11 protein-coding genes are annotated in these 14,258 nt (G+C 72.1%); 10 read left to right on the top strand and 1 reads right to left on the bottom strand.

The features are described 5' to 3' along the window. Positions 1–62: 62 nt before the first annotated feature. The 4 genes from pruA (at position 63) to B073_RS0116415 (ending at position 4,721) form a co-directional block, all read left to right on the top strand. A complete protein-coding gene (gene pruA, locus B073_RS0116430) occupies positions 63–1,703 on the top strand; it encodes an L-glutamate gamma-semialdehyde dehydrogenase (RefSeq protein WP_018539180.1) in 1,641 nt (546 codons plus the stop codon). Positions 1,704–2,049: 346 nt separating this feature from the next. Next, on the top strand, positions 2,050–2,181 hold the full coding sequence (locus B073_RS48775) for a hypothetical protein (protein WP_018539179.1): 132 nt from the start codon (positions 2,050–2,052) through the stop codon (positions 2,179–2,181). A gap of 83 nt (positions 2,182–2,264) precedes the next feature. Next, positions 2,265–3,305, top strand: a complete 1,041-nt coding sequence (locus B073_RS0116420) for a 3-isopropylmalate dehydrogenase (RefSeq protein WP_026247446.1) — start codon at positions 2,265–2,267, stop codon at positions 3,303–3,305. A gap of 309 nt (positions 3,306–3,614) precedes the next feature. After that, a complete protein-coding gene (locus B073_RS0116415) occupies positions 3,615–4,721 on the top strand; it encodes a branched-chain amino acid aminotransferase (protein ID WP_018539177.1) in 1,107 nt (368 codons plus the stop codon). A gap of 112 nt (positions 4,722–4,833) precedes the next feature. Here the strand turns inward: B073_RS0116415 and B073_RS40130 are convergent, their stop codons facing one another. Then, positions 4,834–6,276 (bottom strand): cytosine permease, encoded by a 1,443-nt coding sequence (locus tag B073_RS40130; RefSeq protein ID WP_018539176.1) that lies wholly within the window; start codon positions 6,274–6,276, stop codon positions 4,834–4,836. A gap of 269 nt (positions 6,277–6,545) precedes the next feature. On the opposite strand from B073_RS40130, the gene ureA reads away from it, so the two are divergent. From ureA to cimA, 6 genes are all read left to right on the top strand, one after another. Further along, positions 6,546–7,253: an urease subunit gamma gene (ureA, locus tag B073_RS0116405; protein WP_018539175.1), complete on the top strand. Its 708-nt coding sequence runs from the start codon at positions 6,546–6,548 to the stop codon at positions 7,251–7,253. Next, complete coding sequence (locus tag B073_RS0116400; protein WP_018539174.1) at positions 7,250–8,938, top strand: urease subunit alpha; 1,689 nt, start codon at positions 7,250–7,252, stop codon at positions 8,936–8,938. Before ureA ends, B073_RS0116400 begins: the two co-directional genes overlap by 4 nt. Positions 8,939–9,016: 78 nt before the next feature. After that, positions 9,017–10,057, top strand: coding sequence for an agmatine deiminase family protein (locus B073_RS0116395; RefSeq protein ID WP_018539173.1), 1,041 nt, complete (start codon positions 9,017–9,019; stop codon positions 10,055–10,057). Positions 10,058–10,095: 38 nt separating this feature from the next. Next, complete coding sequence (locus tag B073_RS0116390; RefSeq protein WP_018539172.1) at positions 10,096–10,713, top strand: TetR/AcrR family transcriptional regulator; 618 nt, start codon at positions 10,096–10,098, stop codon at positions 10,711–10,713. Between the two features lie 102 nt (positions 10,714–10,815). Continuing rightward, on the top strand, positions 10,816–12,132 hold the full coding sequence (locus B073_RS0116385) for an MFS transporter (protein ID WP_018539171.1): 1,317 nt from the start codon (positions 10,816–10,818) through the stop codon (positions 12,130–12,132). A 279-nt stretch (positions 12,133–12,411) separates the two neighbouring features. Beyond that, complete coding sequence (gene cimA / locus B073_RS0116380) at positions 12,412–14,022, top strand: citramalate synthase (protein ID WP_018539170.1); 1,611 nt, start codon at positions 12,412–12,414, stop codon at positions 14,020–14,022. Positions 14,023–14,258 lie beyond the last annotated feature (236 nt).

Here is a 14,258-nt window from a genome sequence, read left to right as displayed (position 1 = left end):
CCGACGTACGACAACGAAACGATCGAGAACGACGATCGCAAGCGTAAGGAGACACGGCCACCATGGACGCTGTGACCCAGGTCCCCGTGCCGGTGAACGAGCCGGTGCACAGCTACGCCCCGGGCAGCCCGGAGCGATTCCGCCTGGAGGCCAAGCTCAAGGAGCTGGCCGGCAACCCCATCGAGCTGCCCATGACCATCGGCGGCGAGCGGCGGATGGGCGGCGGCGAGCGCTTCGACGTCGTACAGCCGCACCACCACTCCGCCCGCCTGGGCACCTACGCCAACGCCACGGTCCAGGACGCGCAGGACGCGGTGGACGCCGCGCTGGCCGCCGCCCCCGCCTGGCGCGCGATGTCCTTCGACGACCGCGCCGCGATCATCCTCAAGGCCGCCGACCTGCTCGCCGGCCCCTGGCGCGAGACGATGGCCGCCGCCACCATGCTCGGCCAGTCCAAGACGGCCCAGCAGGCCGAGATCGACACCCCCTGCGAGCTGGTCGACTTCTGGCGCTTCAACGTCCACTTCGCGCGCCAGATCCTGGCCGAGCAGCCCCCGGTGAACGCCCCCGGCGTGTGGAACCGCTCGGACCACCGCCCCCTGGAGGGCTTCGTCTACGCGATCACGCCCTTCAACTTCACTGCGATCGCCGGCAACCTCCCCACCGCCCCCGCCCTCATGGGCAACGTCGTGGTCTGGAAGCCGTCCCCGACCCAGACCCTCGCCGCGGTGCTGCTGATGCGCCTGCTGGAGGAGGCCGGCCTGCCGCCGGGCGTCATCAACCTCGTCACCGGCGACGGCAAGGACGTCTCCGAGGTGGCCCTGGCCCACCCCGACCTGGCGGGCATCCACTTCACCGGCTCGACGAAGACCTTCCAGTACCTGTGGAAGACCGTCGGCACCAACATCGAGAAGTACAAGACCTACCCGCGGCTGGTCGGCGAGACCGGCGGCAAGGACTTCGTCGTCGCCCACCCGTCGGCCGACCGCGCCGTCCTGAAGACCGCGCTGACCCGCGGCGCCTTCGAGTTCCAGGGCCAGAAGTGTTCCGCGGCCTCCCGCGCCTACGTCCCGGCCTCCCTGTGGAACGCCGGGTTCAAGGAGGAGTTCGCCGCCGAGGTCGACGCCCTGAGCATGGGCGACGTCACCGATCTGGCGAACTTCATGGGCGCCGTCATCGACGAGCGGGCCTTCGCCAAGAACAAGGCGGCGATCGACCGCGCCAAGGCCGACCCGACCGTCGAGGTCGTGGCCGGCGGCACCTACGACGACAGCGTGGGCTACTTCGTCCGCCCGACGGTCCTGGTCTCCACCGACCCGGAGAACGAGATCTTCAAGGACGAGTACTTCGGCCCGATCCTCGGCATCCACGTCTACGACGACTCGGTCGAGGGCGGCTACGAGGCGATGCTCGACCAGATGGAGTCCGCCTCGGCCTACGGCCTGACCGGCGCCGTCATCGCCCAGGACCGTGCCGCCGCCGCCCGCACCTGCGCGAAGCTGCGCTTCGCCGCCGGCAACTTCTACATCAACGACAAGCCCACCGGTGCCGTGGTCGGCCAGCAGCCGTTCGGCGGCGGGCGCGCCTCCGGCACCAACGACAAGGCCGGCGCCAAGCAGAACCTGATGCGCTGGACCTCCACCCGCTCCATCAAGGAGACCCTGGTCCCGCCGACCGACTACCGCTACCCGCACATGGGCTGACGCTCACCCGCACGGCCGCGGCCCGGCACTCCTTCGGGGGTGCCGGGCCGCGGCCGTCGGCGCACCCCCGGCCCGCCTCCTGAGCTGCGCAGGAACGGCTCCGCGCATGATCGCCGTCTCAAATAGTAGGAAGCCCAAGTAATTGTGCAGACATCACGGGCGGGCTGTCCTAGCTTTGTAGGAGCCGAACGTATCGCTGCATCCAGCGAAGGCGGATGCGGCCCGGCGCGCCCGCGCAGGTGACCCCTGCGGCGCCGCGGCCCCCGCCCCTCCGGCCGTTGGCACCACCACCCCTCTTCGACACAGCCCTGCACTTCTCGGGGCTTTGGCATTGGAGACGCGCATCATGGCCGACACCATCGTCCGCAGGACCCGTCACTCCTCCCGTCAGACCGGCGACGCCGACCGCCGCAACGCCGCGGCGGCCCTCCAGCGCGCACTCGACCGCCGCGACAACGGCGGCGCGACCGGTCACTGAGCACGCCGCCCCCGCACCGGGGCGCACTGTCCGCATGCCGGACGTCACGTGTCAATCCATGGGACGGAGAGTAGGGTCCAGGCATGTCTCGCAGCATTCGCCTCGCAGTGATCCCCGGTGACGGAATCGGCCAGGAAGTCGTGGCGCAGGGCCTGAAGGTCCTCACCGCGGTCCTCCCGGAGGACGTCAAGCTCGAAACCAAGGAGTACGACCTCGGGGCCAAGCGCTGGCACCGGACGGGCGAGACCCTGCCGGACGCGGAACTGGCCGCGCTCAAGGAGCACGACGCGATCCTGCTCGGCGCGATCGGCGACCCGTCGGTGCCCTCCGGCGTCCTGGAGCGCGGGCTGCTGCTCAAACTCCGCTTCGCCTTCGACCACTTCGTCAACCTGCGCCCCTCGAAGCTCTTCCCGAACACCGCCACCCCGCTGGCCGGGCGCCCGGACATCGACTTCGTCGTCGTCCGCGAGGGCACCGAGGGCCCGTACACCGGCAACGGCGGCAGTCTGCGCACCGGCACCCCGGCCGAGGTCGCCACCGAGGTCAGCGTGAACACCGCCTACGGCGTGGAGCGGGTGGTCCGGGACGCCTACGAGCGGGCCAAGGCCCGCCCGCGCCGGAAGCTGACCCTGGTCCACAAGAACAACGTCCTGGTCCACGCCGGCCACATGTGGAAGAAGATCTTCGACCGGGTCGGCGAGGAGTACCCCGAGGTCACCACCGACTACCTGCACGTCGACGCGGCGACGATCTTCTTCGTCACCCAGCCCGAGCGGTTCGACGTGATCGTCACCGACAACCTCTTCGGCGACATCCTCACCGACCTCGCCGCGGCCGTCACCGGCGGCATCGGCCTGGCCGCCTCCGGCAACATCAACCCCACCGGCGCGTTCCCGTCGATGTTCGAGCCGGTGCACGGCTCCGCGCCGGACATCGCCGGCACCGGCAAGGCCGACCCGACCGCCACGATCCTCTCCGTCGCCCTGCTGCTGCGCCACCTCGGCCACGAGGAGCAGGCCGCCCGCATCGAGGCGGAGGTCGCCGCCGACCTGGAGGCCCGGGACGGTAGGGGCCGCACCACCGACGAGATCGGTGACGCGATCGCGGCACGCGTGGCGGGCTGACGCCCGACGTACCCGCAGCACCCCAGCGCCGGGCCGGTCACGGTCCGGCGCTGCCGCGTTCGGGGGCCCCGCCGGCCGGTGTGCCGGCGGCTCGCACGCCACCCTCCGACGCGGGTGTGCACACCGGTTCCGACGGCGGACGCCCGCGCGCGATAATCGGACGAGGGTCCGCCGTCCGGCGGGAAGCTCGGACGTCCCCGTAACGACCGGTACGACCGAGGGGCCGCGGCGCGCGCGGCCGCTTCCCGGAGCCCCGCGGCTGGCGCGGCCAGCGCAGGTATCGGACCACGCAGTGAAGGACACGGATAGATGACGACGCCCACGATCGAGCTCAAGCCCTCCTCGCACCCGCTGCCCGCGGCGGAGCGGGAGCGCATCCTGGCCGCCCCCGGCTTCGGCCGCCACTTCACCGACCACATGGTGACGATCAGGTGGACCGAGGGCCGCGGCTGGCACGACGGGCAGCTCGTGCCGTACGGTCCGCTCTCGCTCGACCCGGCGACCAACGTCCTGCACTACGCGCAGGAGATCTTCGAGGGGCTCAAGGCGTACCGTCAGCCCGACGGCAGCGTCGCCACCTTCCGCCCGGACGCCAACGCCCGGCGCTTCCAGGCGTCCGCCCGCCGGCTGGCCATGCCCGAGCTGCCGGTCGAGACCTTCGTGGAGGCGTGCGACGTGCTGGTGCGGCAGGACCAGGACTGGGTGCCGCCGCACGGCGGCGAGGAGTCGCTGTACCTGCGCCCGTTCATGATCGCCACCGAGGCCGGGCTGGGCGTCAAGCCCGCCTCCGAGTACCTCTTCGTCGTCATCGCCTCGCCGGCCGGCGCGTACTTCCCCGGCGGCGTCAAGCCGGTCTCCATCTGGCTGTCCGAGGACCGGGTGCGGGCCGTCCCCGGCGGCATGGGCGACGCCAAGACCGGCGGCAACTACGCCGCGTCGCTGCTGGCCCAGGCCGAGGCCGCGGCCCGCGGCTGCGACCAGGTCGCCTACCTCGACGCGGTGGAGCACACCTGGGTCGAGGAGCTGGGCGGGATGAACCTCTACTTCGTGTACGGCGCTGCGAACAGGGAAAAGCCGGTGATCGTCACCCCGAAGCTGACCGGCTCGCTGCTCGCCGGCATCACCCGCGACTCGCTGCTCGCCGTCGCCCGCGACCTCGGCTACGAGGCGGAGGAGGGGCGGATCTCCATCGACCAGTGGCAGCGGGACTCCGCCGAGGGCACCCTCACCGAGGTCTTCGCCTGCGGCACCGCCGCGGTGATCACCCCGGTCGGCACGGTCAAGCGCGACGGCGCCGAGTGGACGCAGTCCGGCGGCGAGCCGGGCAAGGTCACGCTGAGGCTGCGCGAGGCGCTGCTGGACATCCAGCGCGGGGTCACCGCGGACGCCCACGGCTGGCGGCACCTGATCGGCTGAGGCCGAGGCTGAGGACGAGGACGGGCGGCGCCCCGCGGGCCCGTCCGTAGCGAGGCCGCCCCGGTATCACGCCGGGGCGGCCTCGGCCGTCTGCTCCACGGGCCCGGCCGGTTCAGCCGACCTCCGCGGGCGCTTCCTTCGGGGCCGTGGCGCCTGCGGCGCGCAGCGGCGGGACCGGTCGCGGCTGCCGGGCGACCAGGGCGAGGTAGGCGAGGGCGGCGGTGGCGGCGGCGAGCAGGAAGCTCAGGTCGATCCCGCCGGTGTACTTCAGCAGCGGCCCCTCGTAGGGGGAGCCCACGCCGAGCAGGCCGACCGCGGAGCCCAGTGCCCAGGCGACGGTGGCCCGGACGTTCCAGCCGGCCCGGAACCAGTACACGCCGCCGACCGTGCCGCGGTTGTAGACCTGGAGCGAGTCCGCGTCGTAGACGCCGCGGCAGCGGGCGTAGCCGAGCACGGTGATGACCGCCCACGGGGTGCCGATGGCGGTCATCAGGAGGACGAAGGACGTCATCGCGTTCTGTGCGTCCCACAGGAAGTGGCCGGCGTAGACCAGCGCGGTGGACAGGCCGGCGACGACGTAGGTGGCCTGGGTGCGGGTGGCCCGCGGCAGGATCGCGTCCAGGTCCAGGCCCATGCTGTAGAGCATCAGGCCGGAGTTGCCGGCCGAGCCGGCCGAGGCGTTGAGCAGCAGGAAGACCAGGTACCACAGGGGCGCGCCGGCGACCAGCGGGCCGGCGTAGTCGGACCCGGCGCCGACCGCGAGCGCGCTGAACGTGCCGAACAGCTGTGGCACCAGCAGGCCCAGCACCAGGCCCAGGTAGGTGGCGCCGAAGACCGCCCTGGAGCTGTGGCGGCGGGGCGAGATGTAGCGGCTGTAGTCGCCGAGCAGGGTGATGAAGGCGATCGGGCCGCTGAGTCCTGCGGAGACCGCGGAGAGCAGCCAGGTCTGCCAGTAGCCGCCCAGCGCGTAGGGGACGCCCGGCACCGGACCCGTACCGAAGTGGTGCGCGAACGCGAAGACGCCGATGATCAGGAGGAGGGTCAGGCCGACCGAGAGCACCTTGCTCAGCCGCAGCAGCACCTTGTAGCCGTACACCGCGCCGACGGCGGTGGCGGCGGCCAGCACCGCGTAGACGACCGTGTACGCCGCCCCGTCCGCCGGCAGGCCGAGCAGGCGGTGCAGACAGCCGACCATCGCGTCCCCGCCGACCCAGAGGGTGAGCGCGGTGTAGCCGAGCGAGAGCAGCAGGCCGATCACCGAGCCGATGAGCCGGCCGCGGACGCCGAAGAAGGCGCCGCTGCTGGTGGAGAGGTTGGTCGCGCTGCGCAGCGAGACCAGCGCGAGCGGCGCGGTCAGCAGCGCGCCGACCAGGGTGCCGGCCGCGAGGGAGGTGACCGAGCCCCAGAAGCCGAGGCCGAAGGAGACCGGGAGCCAGCCGAAGATCACCACGCCGAGTGCGAGGTTCGAGCCGAGCAGGATCGACACCAGGTCGCGCGGACTGCTGGTGCGCTCGTCGTCCGGGATGGTGTCGACTCCGCGTTGTTCTATCGGCATGAGGGCTCCCCTGAGAGGCCGGAACAGAGATGAGAAGCGGTGCTGGGCGCGGTGCTCCGTGGTGGACAAGGGCTTCGTTCGGCGATGCCTGCGAAGCGCGTGCTCGCTGCTGCGAGATAATTTGAGTGATGCTCTAAAAGTGATCAGTTCAAGCCACCCTCTAGAGCGACGCTCAATATGAAGCACCGGTACTGCCTAGGTCAATGGTTTCGGAATGACGAATTCCGAGTTAGAGTGACGCTCAATTCGAGCGGGAGGAAGGGATCAGGATGCGGCTCACCCCCACGGAGCGCGACCGGCTGCTGCTGTTCGGCGCCGCCGAACTGGCCCGGGCGCGCCGGGCCCGCGGACTGAAACTGAACGTCCCCGAGGCGACCGCGTTGATCGCGGACACGGTCTGCGAGGCGGCGCGGGACGGGCGCCGCCTCGCGCAGGCCGTCGAGGCGGCCCGCAGCGTGCTCGGCCCGGAGGACGTCCTGCCGGGCGTGGCCGACGTCGTCACCGAGGTGCACGTCGAGGCCGTCTTCGACGACGGCTCCCGGCTGGCGGTGGTCACCGACCCGATCGGCGCCGGGCCGCTCGCCGGGACCGGCGAGGAGGCGGCGCCCGCGCCCGGCGCCGTGCTGCCCGGCCCCGCCGGCCCGGAGCCCGAGCCCGCTGTCGTCATCGAGGTGCGCAATACCGCGACCGTGCCGATCAGCGTCACCTCGCACTTCCACTTCTTCGAGGCCAACCCCCGGCTGGCGTTCGACCGCGCCGCCGCCTACGGCATGCGGCTGTGCGTGCCGGCCGGCTCGTCCGTGCGGTTCGACCCCGGCGGGTCCTCGGAGGTCGGCCTGGTGCCGATCGGCGGCGCCCGGATCGCGATCGGCTTCGCCGGCCTCGTCGACGGCCCGCTGGACGCACCGGGCGCCAAGACCGAAGCGCTGCGGCGGGCCGCCGCCTGCGGCTACCTGGGAGCGGAGGAGCAGGCATGACCATCGACCCGCACGAGTACGCCTCGGTGCACGGCCCGCGGGCCGGCGACCGGGTGGTCCTCGGTGACTCCGGACTCGTCGTCCGGGTCGAGTCCGACTCCCAGAAGCCCGGCGACGAGTTCCTGGCCGGCTTCGGCAAGACCGCCCGCGACGGACTGCACCTCAAGGCCGCCTCGCTCCGCGAGACCTGCGACATCGTCCTGAGCAACGTCCTGGTCATCGACGCCGTCCAGGGCATCCGCAAGACGTCCGTCGGCATCCGCGAGGGCCGTATCCACGCCATCGGGCGGGCCGGCAACCCCGACACCCTCGACGGGGTCGAGGTGGTCGTCGGCACCGGCACCTCCATCGTCTCCGGCGAAGGGCTGATCGCCACCGCCGGTGCCGTGGACACCCACGTCCACCTGCTGTCCCCGCGCGTCATGGAAGCCTCGCTGGCCTCCGGCGTGACGACGATCATCGGCCAGGAGTTCGGCCCCGTCTGGGGCGTCGGCGTCAACTCCCCCTGGGCGCTGGGCCACGCCTTCGGCGCCTTCGACGCCTGGCCGGTCAACATCGGTTTCCTGGGCCGCGGTTCGTCCTCCGGCGAGGCCCCGCTCGTCGAGGCGCTGGCCGAGGGCGGCGCACTGGGCTTCAAGGTCCACGAGGACATGGGCGCGCACGCCCGCGCCCTGGACACCGCGCTGCGGGTCGCCGAGGAGCACGACGTCCAGGTCGCCCTGCACAGCGACGGCCTCAACGAATGCCTCTCCGTCGAGGACACCCTGCGCGTCCTGGACGGCCGCACCATCCACGCCTTCCACATCGAGGGCTGCGGCGGCGGACACGTCCCCAACGTCCTGAAGATGGCCGGCGTCCCCAACGTCATCGGCTCCTCGACCAACCCCACCCTCCCCTTCGGACGGGACGCGGTCGCCGAGCACTACGGCATGATCGTCTCGGTCCACGACCTGAAGACCGACCTGCCCGGCGACGCCGCCATGGCCCGGGACCGCATCCGCGCCGGCACCATGGGCGCCGAGGACGTCCTGCACGACCTCGGGGCGATCGGCATCACCTCCTCCGACGCCCAGGGCATGGGCCGGGCCGGCGAGACCGTCCGCCGCACCTTCGCCATGGCCGGCAAGATGAAGGCCGAACTCGGCCCGGCCGAGGGCGACGGCGCCCACGACGACAACGCCCGGGTACTGCGCTACCTCGCCAAACTCACCATCAACCCCGCCCTCGCCCACGGCCTCTCGCACGAGATCGGATCGATCGAGGTCGGCAAGATGGCCGACATCGTGCTGTGGAAGCCGCAGTACTTCGGCGCCAAACCGCAGCTGGTCCTGAAGTCCGGCTTCCCCGCCTACGGCGTCACCGGCGACCCCAACGCCGCCACCGACACCTGCGAACCCCTCGTGCTCGGCCCGCAGTTCGGCGCGCACGGCGCGACCCCGGCGGAGATCTCGGTGGCCTTCGTCGCCGGCGCCGCGGCCGCACAGGGCGGCGACACCCTGCCCAGCCGCCGGCGCCGGGTCGCCGTCCGCGGCACCCGCGGCATCGGCCCCCGCGACCTGCTCCGCAATTCCCGGGTCGGCGACGTCCAGGTCGACGAACGCACCGGACTGGTCACCCTCGACGGCGACCCGATGCGCTCCGAACCCGCCGACACCGTCTCGCTGTCCCGCCTGTACTTCCTCTGACGCCACCGGCCGCCGGCCGCCCCGCCCCCTCTTCCGCTCCGCGACCCCGCGCGCACCTCACCACGACCGAGGACCCGTATGAACACCCCCGCCGCCGACGGCTTCCGCATGCCCCCCGAGTGGGCCCCGCACGAGCGCACCTGGATGGCCTGGCCCGGCCCCAACTTCACCTTCGGCGCCGAGGGCGGCGAGACGCTCGCCGAGGCCCGCCGCGCCTGGGCCGCCGTCGCCCGCGCCGTCCGGCAGTACGAACCGGTCACCGTCGTCGCCGGCCCCGGCCAGCTGGACGGCGCCCGCGCCCTGCTCGGCCCCGGCATCGACCTCGTCGAACGTCCCCTCGACGACGCCTGGATGCGCGACATCGGCCCCACCTTCCTCACCGACGGCCAGGGCGAACTGGCCGCCGTGGACTGGGTGTTCAACGGCTGGGGCGCCCAGGAATGGGCCGCCTGGGACCGCGACGCGAAGATCGCCGAACAGGTCGCCGGACTCGCCGGCGCCCGCCGCTACGCCACCTCCCTCGTCAACGAGGGCGGCGGCATCCACGTCGACGGCGAGGGCACCGTCCTGCTCACCGAGACCGTGCAGCTCGACCCGGGCCGCAACCCCGGCCGCACCAAGGAGGAGGTCGAGGCCGAGATCCACGCCCACCTCGGCACCACCAAGGCCATCTGGCTGCCGCGCGGCCTGTACGCCGACTACGGCCGGTTCGGCACCCGCGGCCACGTGGACATCGTCGCCGCCTTCGCCCGCCCCGGCCTGGTCATGGTCCACAGCCAGCCCGACCCCGACCACCCCGACCACGCCATCTGCAACGAGATCGCCAAGGTGCTGCGCGCCGCCACCGACGCCCGCGGCCGGCAGCTGGAGGTCGTGGAGATCCCCGCCCCCACCGTCCTGGAGGAGGACGGCGAGCCGGTCGACTACTCCTACCTCAACCACCTCCAGTGCAACGGCGGCATCGTGCTGTGCGCCTTCGACGACCCGCGCGACGAGGAGGCGGCCGCGCTCTTCCGCCGGCTGTTCCCCGGCCGCACCGTCACCCTCGTGGACGCCCGTACGATCTTCGCAGCGGGTGGCGGCATCCACTGCATCACCCAGCAGCAGCCGAAGGTCTGACGCACGTCCGGCCACCCGTCCCGACCCCGGAGGTCCCCGTGCCCGGTCCCGTACGCCGCCCCCGGCGGCGGCTCAGCCAGCCGCGCGAACAGGTGCTGGCCGCCGCGATGGCCACCATCGCCGCCGAGGGCCTGGACCGGCTGACCATGGCGGGACTGGGCCGCGAGGTCGGCATGAGCAGCGGCCACATCCTCTACTACTTCGGTACCAAGGACGAGCTGCTGCTCCAGACCCTCCAGTGGAGCGAGGAGCAGCTCGGCACCGAACGCCGGGCTGCCCTCGCCCGCCGGTGCTCCGCCCGCGAACGGCTCGACGCCCTGATCGACCTCTACCTCCCCGAAGGCCACCGCGACCCCCGCTGGACCCTGTGGCTGGAGGTCTGGGTCCGCTCCCAGAACGCCGACGACGAAACCCGCGAGCGCCAGCTCGAACTGGAGCTGGCCTGGCACCGCGACCTGGTCGCCCTGCTGGTCGAGGGCGCCTCCAAGGGCGAGTTCCGGCCCGTCGACGCGGAACGCTTCGCCACCCGCACCCGGGCCCTGCTCGACGGCTTCGGCACCCACCTCGTCGTCGGCCTCCCCGGCACCGACCGCGCGCAGGTGCGCGAGGAGGTCCGGCACTTCCTCGACGAGGCCCTCACCCCGCCCCCGGCCTGACGCCCGCGCCCCGCGGCCGGGACCGCAACGCACGCAAGTACGCGGGATCGTTGCCGCCCCGGCCCTTGCCGACCGGCCCGCTCTCCGCGACCGTGATCGGCTATGGGACGAGAGCAATGGAAGAAGATCTGGGTCGGCTCGGCCGGCAACATGGTCGAGTGGTTCGACTGGTTCGTCTACGCCAGTTTCGCGGTGTACTTCGCCGACGCGTTCTTCCCCAAGGGGAACGACACCGCCAACCTCATGAACACCATGGGGATCTTCGCCGTCGGCTTCTTCATGCGCCCGGTCGGCGGCTGGCTGCTCGGCCGGGTCGGCGACCGCCGGGGCCGTAAGGCCGCGCTCACCCTCACCGTGACCCTGATGTCCGCCTCCGCCGTCCTGATCGCCGTCGCCCCCACCTACGCGGTCGCCGGCTACGGCGGGATCGCCGTGCTGCTGGTGGCCCGGATGCTCCAGGGCCTCTCGGTCGGCGGCGAGTACGCGGCCAGCGCCACCTACCTCACCGAGGCGTCCGCGCCGGACCGCCGCGGCTTCGCCTCCAGCTTCCAGTACGTGTCGATGACCGCCGGCCAGCTGCTGGGCCTGGGCCTGCAGATCATCCTCCAGCGCAGCATGTCCGAGCAGGCGCTGCACAGTTGGGCCTGGCGCATCCCGTTCATCGTCGGCGCGCTCGGCGCCGGCATCGTCTTCTACCTCCGCCGCAGCATGCTGGAGGCCGACGTCTACGCCGAGGACGACCACGCCCGGACCGACCCCGACCGCGGCACCATGAAGGCGCTGTGGGCCCACAAGCGCGAGGCGCTGCTGGTCGTCGCGCTCACCATGGGCGGCACGGTGGCCTACTACACGTACACCACCTACCTCACCAAGTACCTCTCCGGCACCGCCGGACTGTCCAAGCCCACCGCTTCCCTGGTCAGCTTCTGCGCGCTGTTCCTCTTCATGTGCCTCCAGCCGCTGGCCGGCCGGCTCTCCGACCGGATCGGCCGCCGCCCGCTGCTGATCACCTTCGCCGTGGGCTCCACCTTCCTGACCGTGCCGATCATGACGTTGCTCCGGCACGCCGGCTCCTTCTGGCCGGCCCTGGGCCTGTCCCTGCTGGCCCTCGTCGTGATCACCGGCTACACCTCGATCAACGCCTGTGTGAAGGCCGAGCTGTTCCCCACCGGCATCCGCGCACTGGGCGTCGCCCTGCCCTACGCCGTCGCCAACGCCCTCTTCGGCGGCACCGCGGAATACGTCGCCCTGTGGTTCAAGAACGGCGGCATCGAGTCCGGCTACTACTGGTACGTCTCCGGCTGCGCGGCCGTCTCCCTGATCGTCTACCTGACGATGCGGGAGACCCGGACGATCGACCTGCACCGGGTCGGCAAGAACAGCGGCGACGGCACCGCCGAGCGCGTGCTCGCATCCTGAGACGGACGCCGTGACGGGGGCGGTCGTGTGCCAGACTGCCCCCGTGCTCTCGTTCGCCATTATTGGCAGCAGGCGCGCCGGTCCGCAGTGACCGCCCGTACGACCCGAGTACGGCGCGGCCATCGTCGTCCCCGACCCGCGCGCAGACCTCTCGCACCCGCGAGGGGTTTTTTCGTTTCCGGGCCCACCCGTTCACCGGAGGCGGAGCGCGAGGGATCATGGAGGGACGGTGGAACCGGTCATTCCGGTAGACCGAGACCCGACAGGAGCCAGACCAGCATGACGGATGTTCCCGAAGCCGCCGTCCCCGACGACTTCCACGTGTTCGACACCACGCTGCGCGACGGCGCACAGCGCGAGGGCATCAACCTGACCGTCGCCGACAAGCTCACCATCGCCCGGCACCTGGACGAGTACGGCGTCGGCTTCATCGAGGGCGGCTGGCCCGGCGCCAACCCGAGGGACACCGAGTTCTTCCAGCGCGCCCGCAAGGAGATCGACTTCCGGCACGCCCAGCTGGTCGCCTTCGGCGCCACCCGCAAGGCCGGCGTCCGCGTCGAGGACGACCCCCAGGTCGCCGCGCTCCTGGACTCCGGCGCCCCGGTCGTCACCCTGGTCGCCAAGTCCCACGTCCGCCACGTCGAACTGGCCCTGCGCACCACGCCCGAGGAGAACCTCGCGATGGTCCGCGACACCGTCGCCCATCTGCGCGCCCACGGCCGCCGGGTCTTCCTCGACTGCGAGCACTTCTTCGACGGCTACGCCCTGGACCCCGACTACGCCAAGGCGGTCGTACGCACCGCGTACGAGGCCGGCGCCGACGTCGTCGTCCTCTGCGACACCAACGGCGGGATGCTCCCGGCCCAGGTGACCGCGGTCGTGCGCACCGTCCTCGCGGACACCGGCGCCCGGCTGGGCATCCACGCCCAGGACGACACCGGCTGCGCGGTCGCCAACACCCTGGCCGCCGTGGACGCCGGCGCCACCCACGTCCAGTGCACCGCCAACGGCTACGGCGAACGGGTCGGCAACTCCAACCTCTTCCCGGTCGTCGCCGCCCTGGAGCTGAAGTACGGCCGCCGGGTCCTCCCGCCCGGCAAGCTCGCAGAGACCACCCGGATCTCGCACGCCATCGCGGAGGTCGTCAACCTCACCCCCGCCACCCACCAGCCCTACGTCGGCGTCTCCGCGTTCGCCCACAAGGCCGGGCTGCACGCCTCCGCGATCAAGGTGGACCCGGACCTCTACCAGCACATGGACCCGGCCCTGGTCGGCAACACCATGCGGATGCTGGTCTCCGACATGGCCGGCCGGGCCTCCATCGAACTCAAGGGCAAGGAACTCGGCATCGACCTCAGCGGCGACCGCGAGGCCGTCGGCCGGGTCGTGGCGCGGGTCAAGGAACGGGAACTGGCCGGCTACACCTACGAGGCGGCCGACGCCTCGTTCGAGCTGCTGCTGCGCGAGGAGGTCCGCGGCGAGCCGCTGCGCTACTTCACCGTCGAGTCCTGGCGCGCCATCGTCGAGGACCGCCCCGACGGCACCCACGCCAACGAGGCGACCGTGAAGCTCTGGGCCAAGGGCGAGCGGATCGTGGCCACCGCGGAAGGAAACGGCCCGGTCAACGCGCTGGACCGGGCGCTTCGGGTGGCCCTGGAGCGGATCTACCCCCAACTGGCGTCGATGGAACTGGTCGACTACAAGGTCCGCATCCTGGAAGGCGCCCTGGGCACCGGGTCGACCACCCGCGTCCTGGTCTCCACCACCGACGGCCGCGGCGAGTGGTCCACGGTCGGCGTCGCGGAGAACGTCATCGCGGCGTCTTGGCAGGCGCTGGATGACGCGTACGCGTATGGGTTGCTGCGCGCGGGCGTTACCCCGGAGGGGTAGCCCGCCGTTGCGCCTGCGGCGCGTTGCCCGCCCGACGGCGGGATCGTTGTCCGCTGCGCGGGGCTTTTCGGCCGCGGTGCCGGGCCTCCGGGGCAGGGGGTGTGTCCGGACTGCTTCGCTTTACGTCCGGACACACCCCCTGCCCCTCCGACCCGTCCCCTCCCGTGGGTGGTCATGAATCCGGTGGGTGGGGGCGGACGCGGGTGGTCGACTGCGCGCGGTCGAGGGTCTACGTT

This window comes from Streptomyces sp. MspMP-M5, assembly GCF_000373585.1.
In the GTDB taxonomy this organism is placed as follows: domain Bacteria; phylum Actinomycetota; class Actinomycetes; order Streptomycetales; family Streptomycetaceae; genus Streptomyces.
The sequence above is the reverse complement of the archived record's forward strand: the minus strand, read 5'-3'. Positions and strand labels throughout refer to the sequence as shown.

What these genes read in the sequence shown, in the direction of transcription:
- pruA (WP_018539180.1), top strand. Translation starts at nt 63, where the DNA reads ATGGACGCTGTGACCCAGGTCCCCGTGCCGGTGAACGAGCCGGTGCAC.
- B073_RS48775 (WP_018539179.1), top strand. Translation starts at nt 2,050, where the DNA reads ATGGCCGACACCATCGTCCGCAGGACCCGTCACTCCTCCCGTCAGACC.
- B073_RS0116420 (WP_026247446.1), top strand. Translation starts at nt 2,265, where the DNA reads ATGTCTCGCAGCATTCGCCTCGCAGTGATCCCCGGTGACGGAATCGGC.
- B073_RS0116415 (WP_018539177.1), top strand. Translation starts at nt 3,615, where the DNA reads ATGACGACGCCCACGATCGAGCTCAAGCCCTCCTCGCACCCGCTGCCC.
- B073_RS40130 (WP_018539176.1), bottom strand. Translation starts at nt 6,276, where the DNA reads ATGCCGATAGAACAACGCGGAGTCGACACCATCCCGGACGACGAGCGC.
- ureA (WP_018539175.1), top strand. Translation starts at nt 6,546, where the DNA reads ATGCGGCTCACCCCCACGGAGCGCGACCGGCTGCTGCTGTTCGGCGCC.
- B073_RS0116400 (WP_018539174.1), top strand. Translation starts at nt 7,250, where the DNA reads ATGACCATCGACCCGCACGAGTACGCCTCGGTGCACGGCCCGCGGGCC.
- B073_RS0116395 (WP_018539173.1), top strand. Translation starts at nt 9,017, where the DNA reads ATGAACACCCCCGCCGCCGACGGCTTCCGCATGCCCCCCGAGTGGGCC.
- B073_RS0116385 (WP_018539171.1), top strand. Translation starts at nt 10,816, where the DNA reads ATGGGACGAGAGCAATGGAAGAAGATCTGGGTCGGCTCGGCCGGCAAC.
- cimA (WP_018539170.1), top strand. Translation starts at nt 12,412, where the DNA reads ATGACGGATGTTCCCGAAGCCGCCGTCCCCGACGACTTCCACGTGTTC.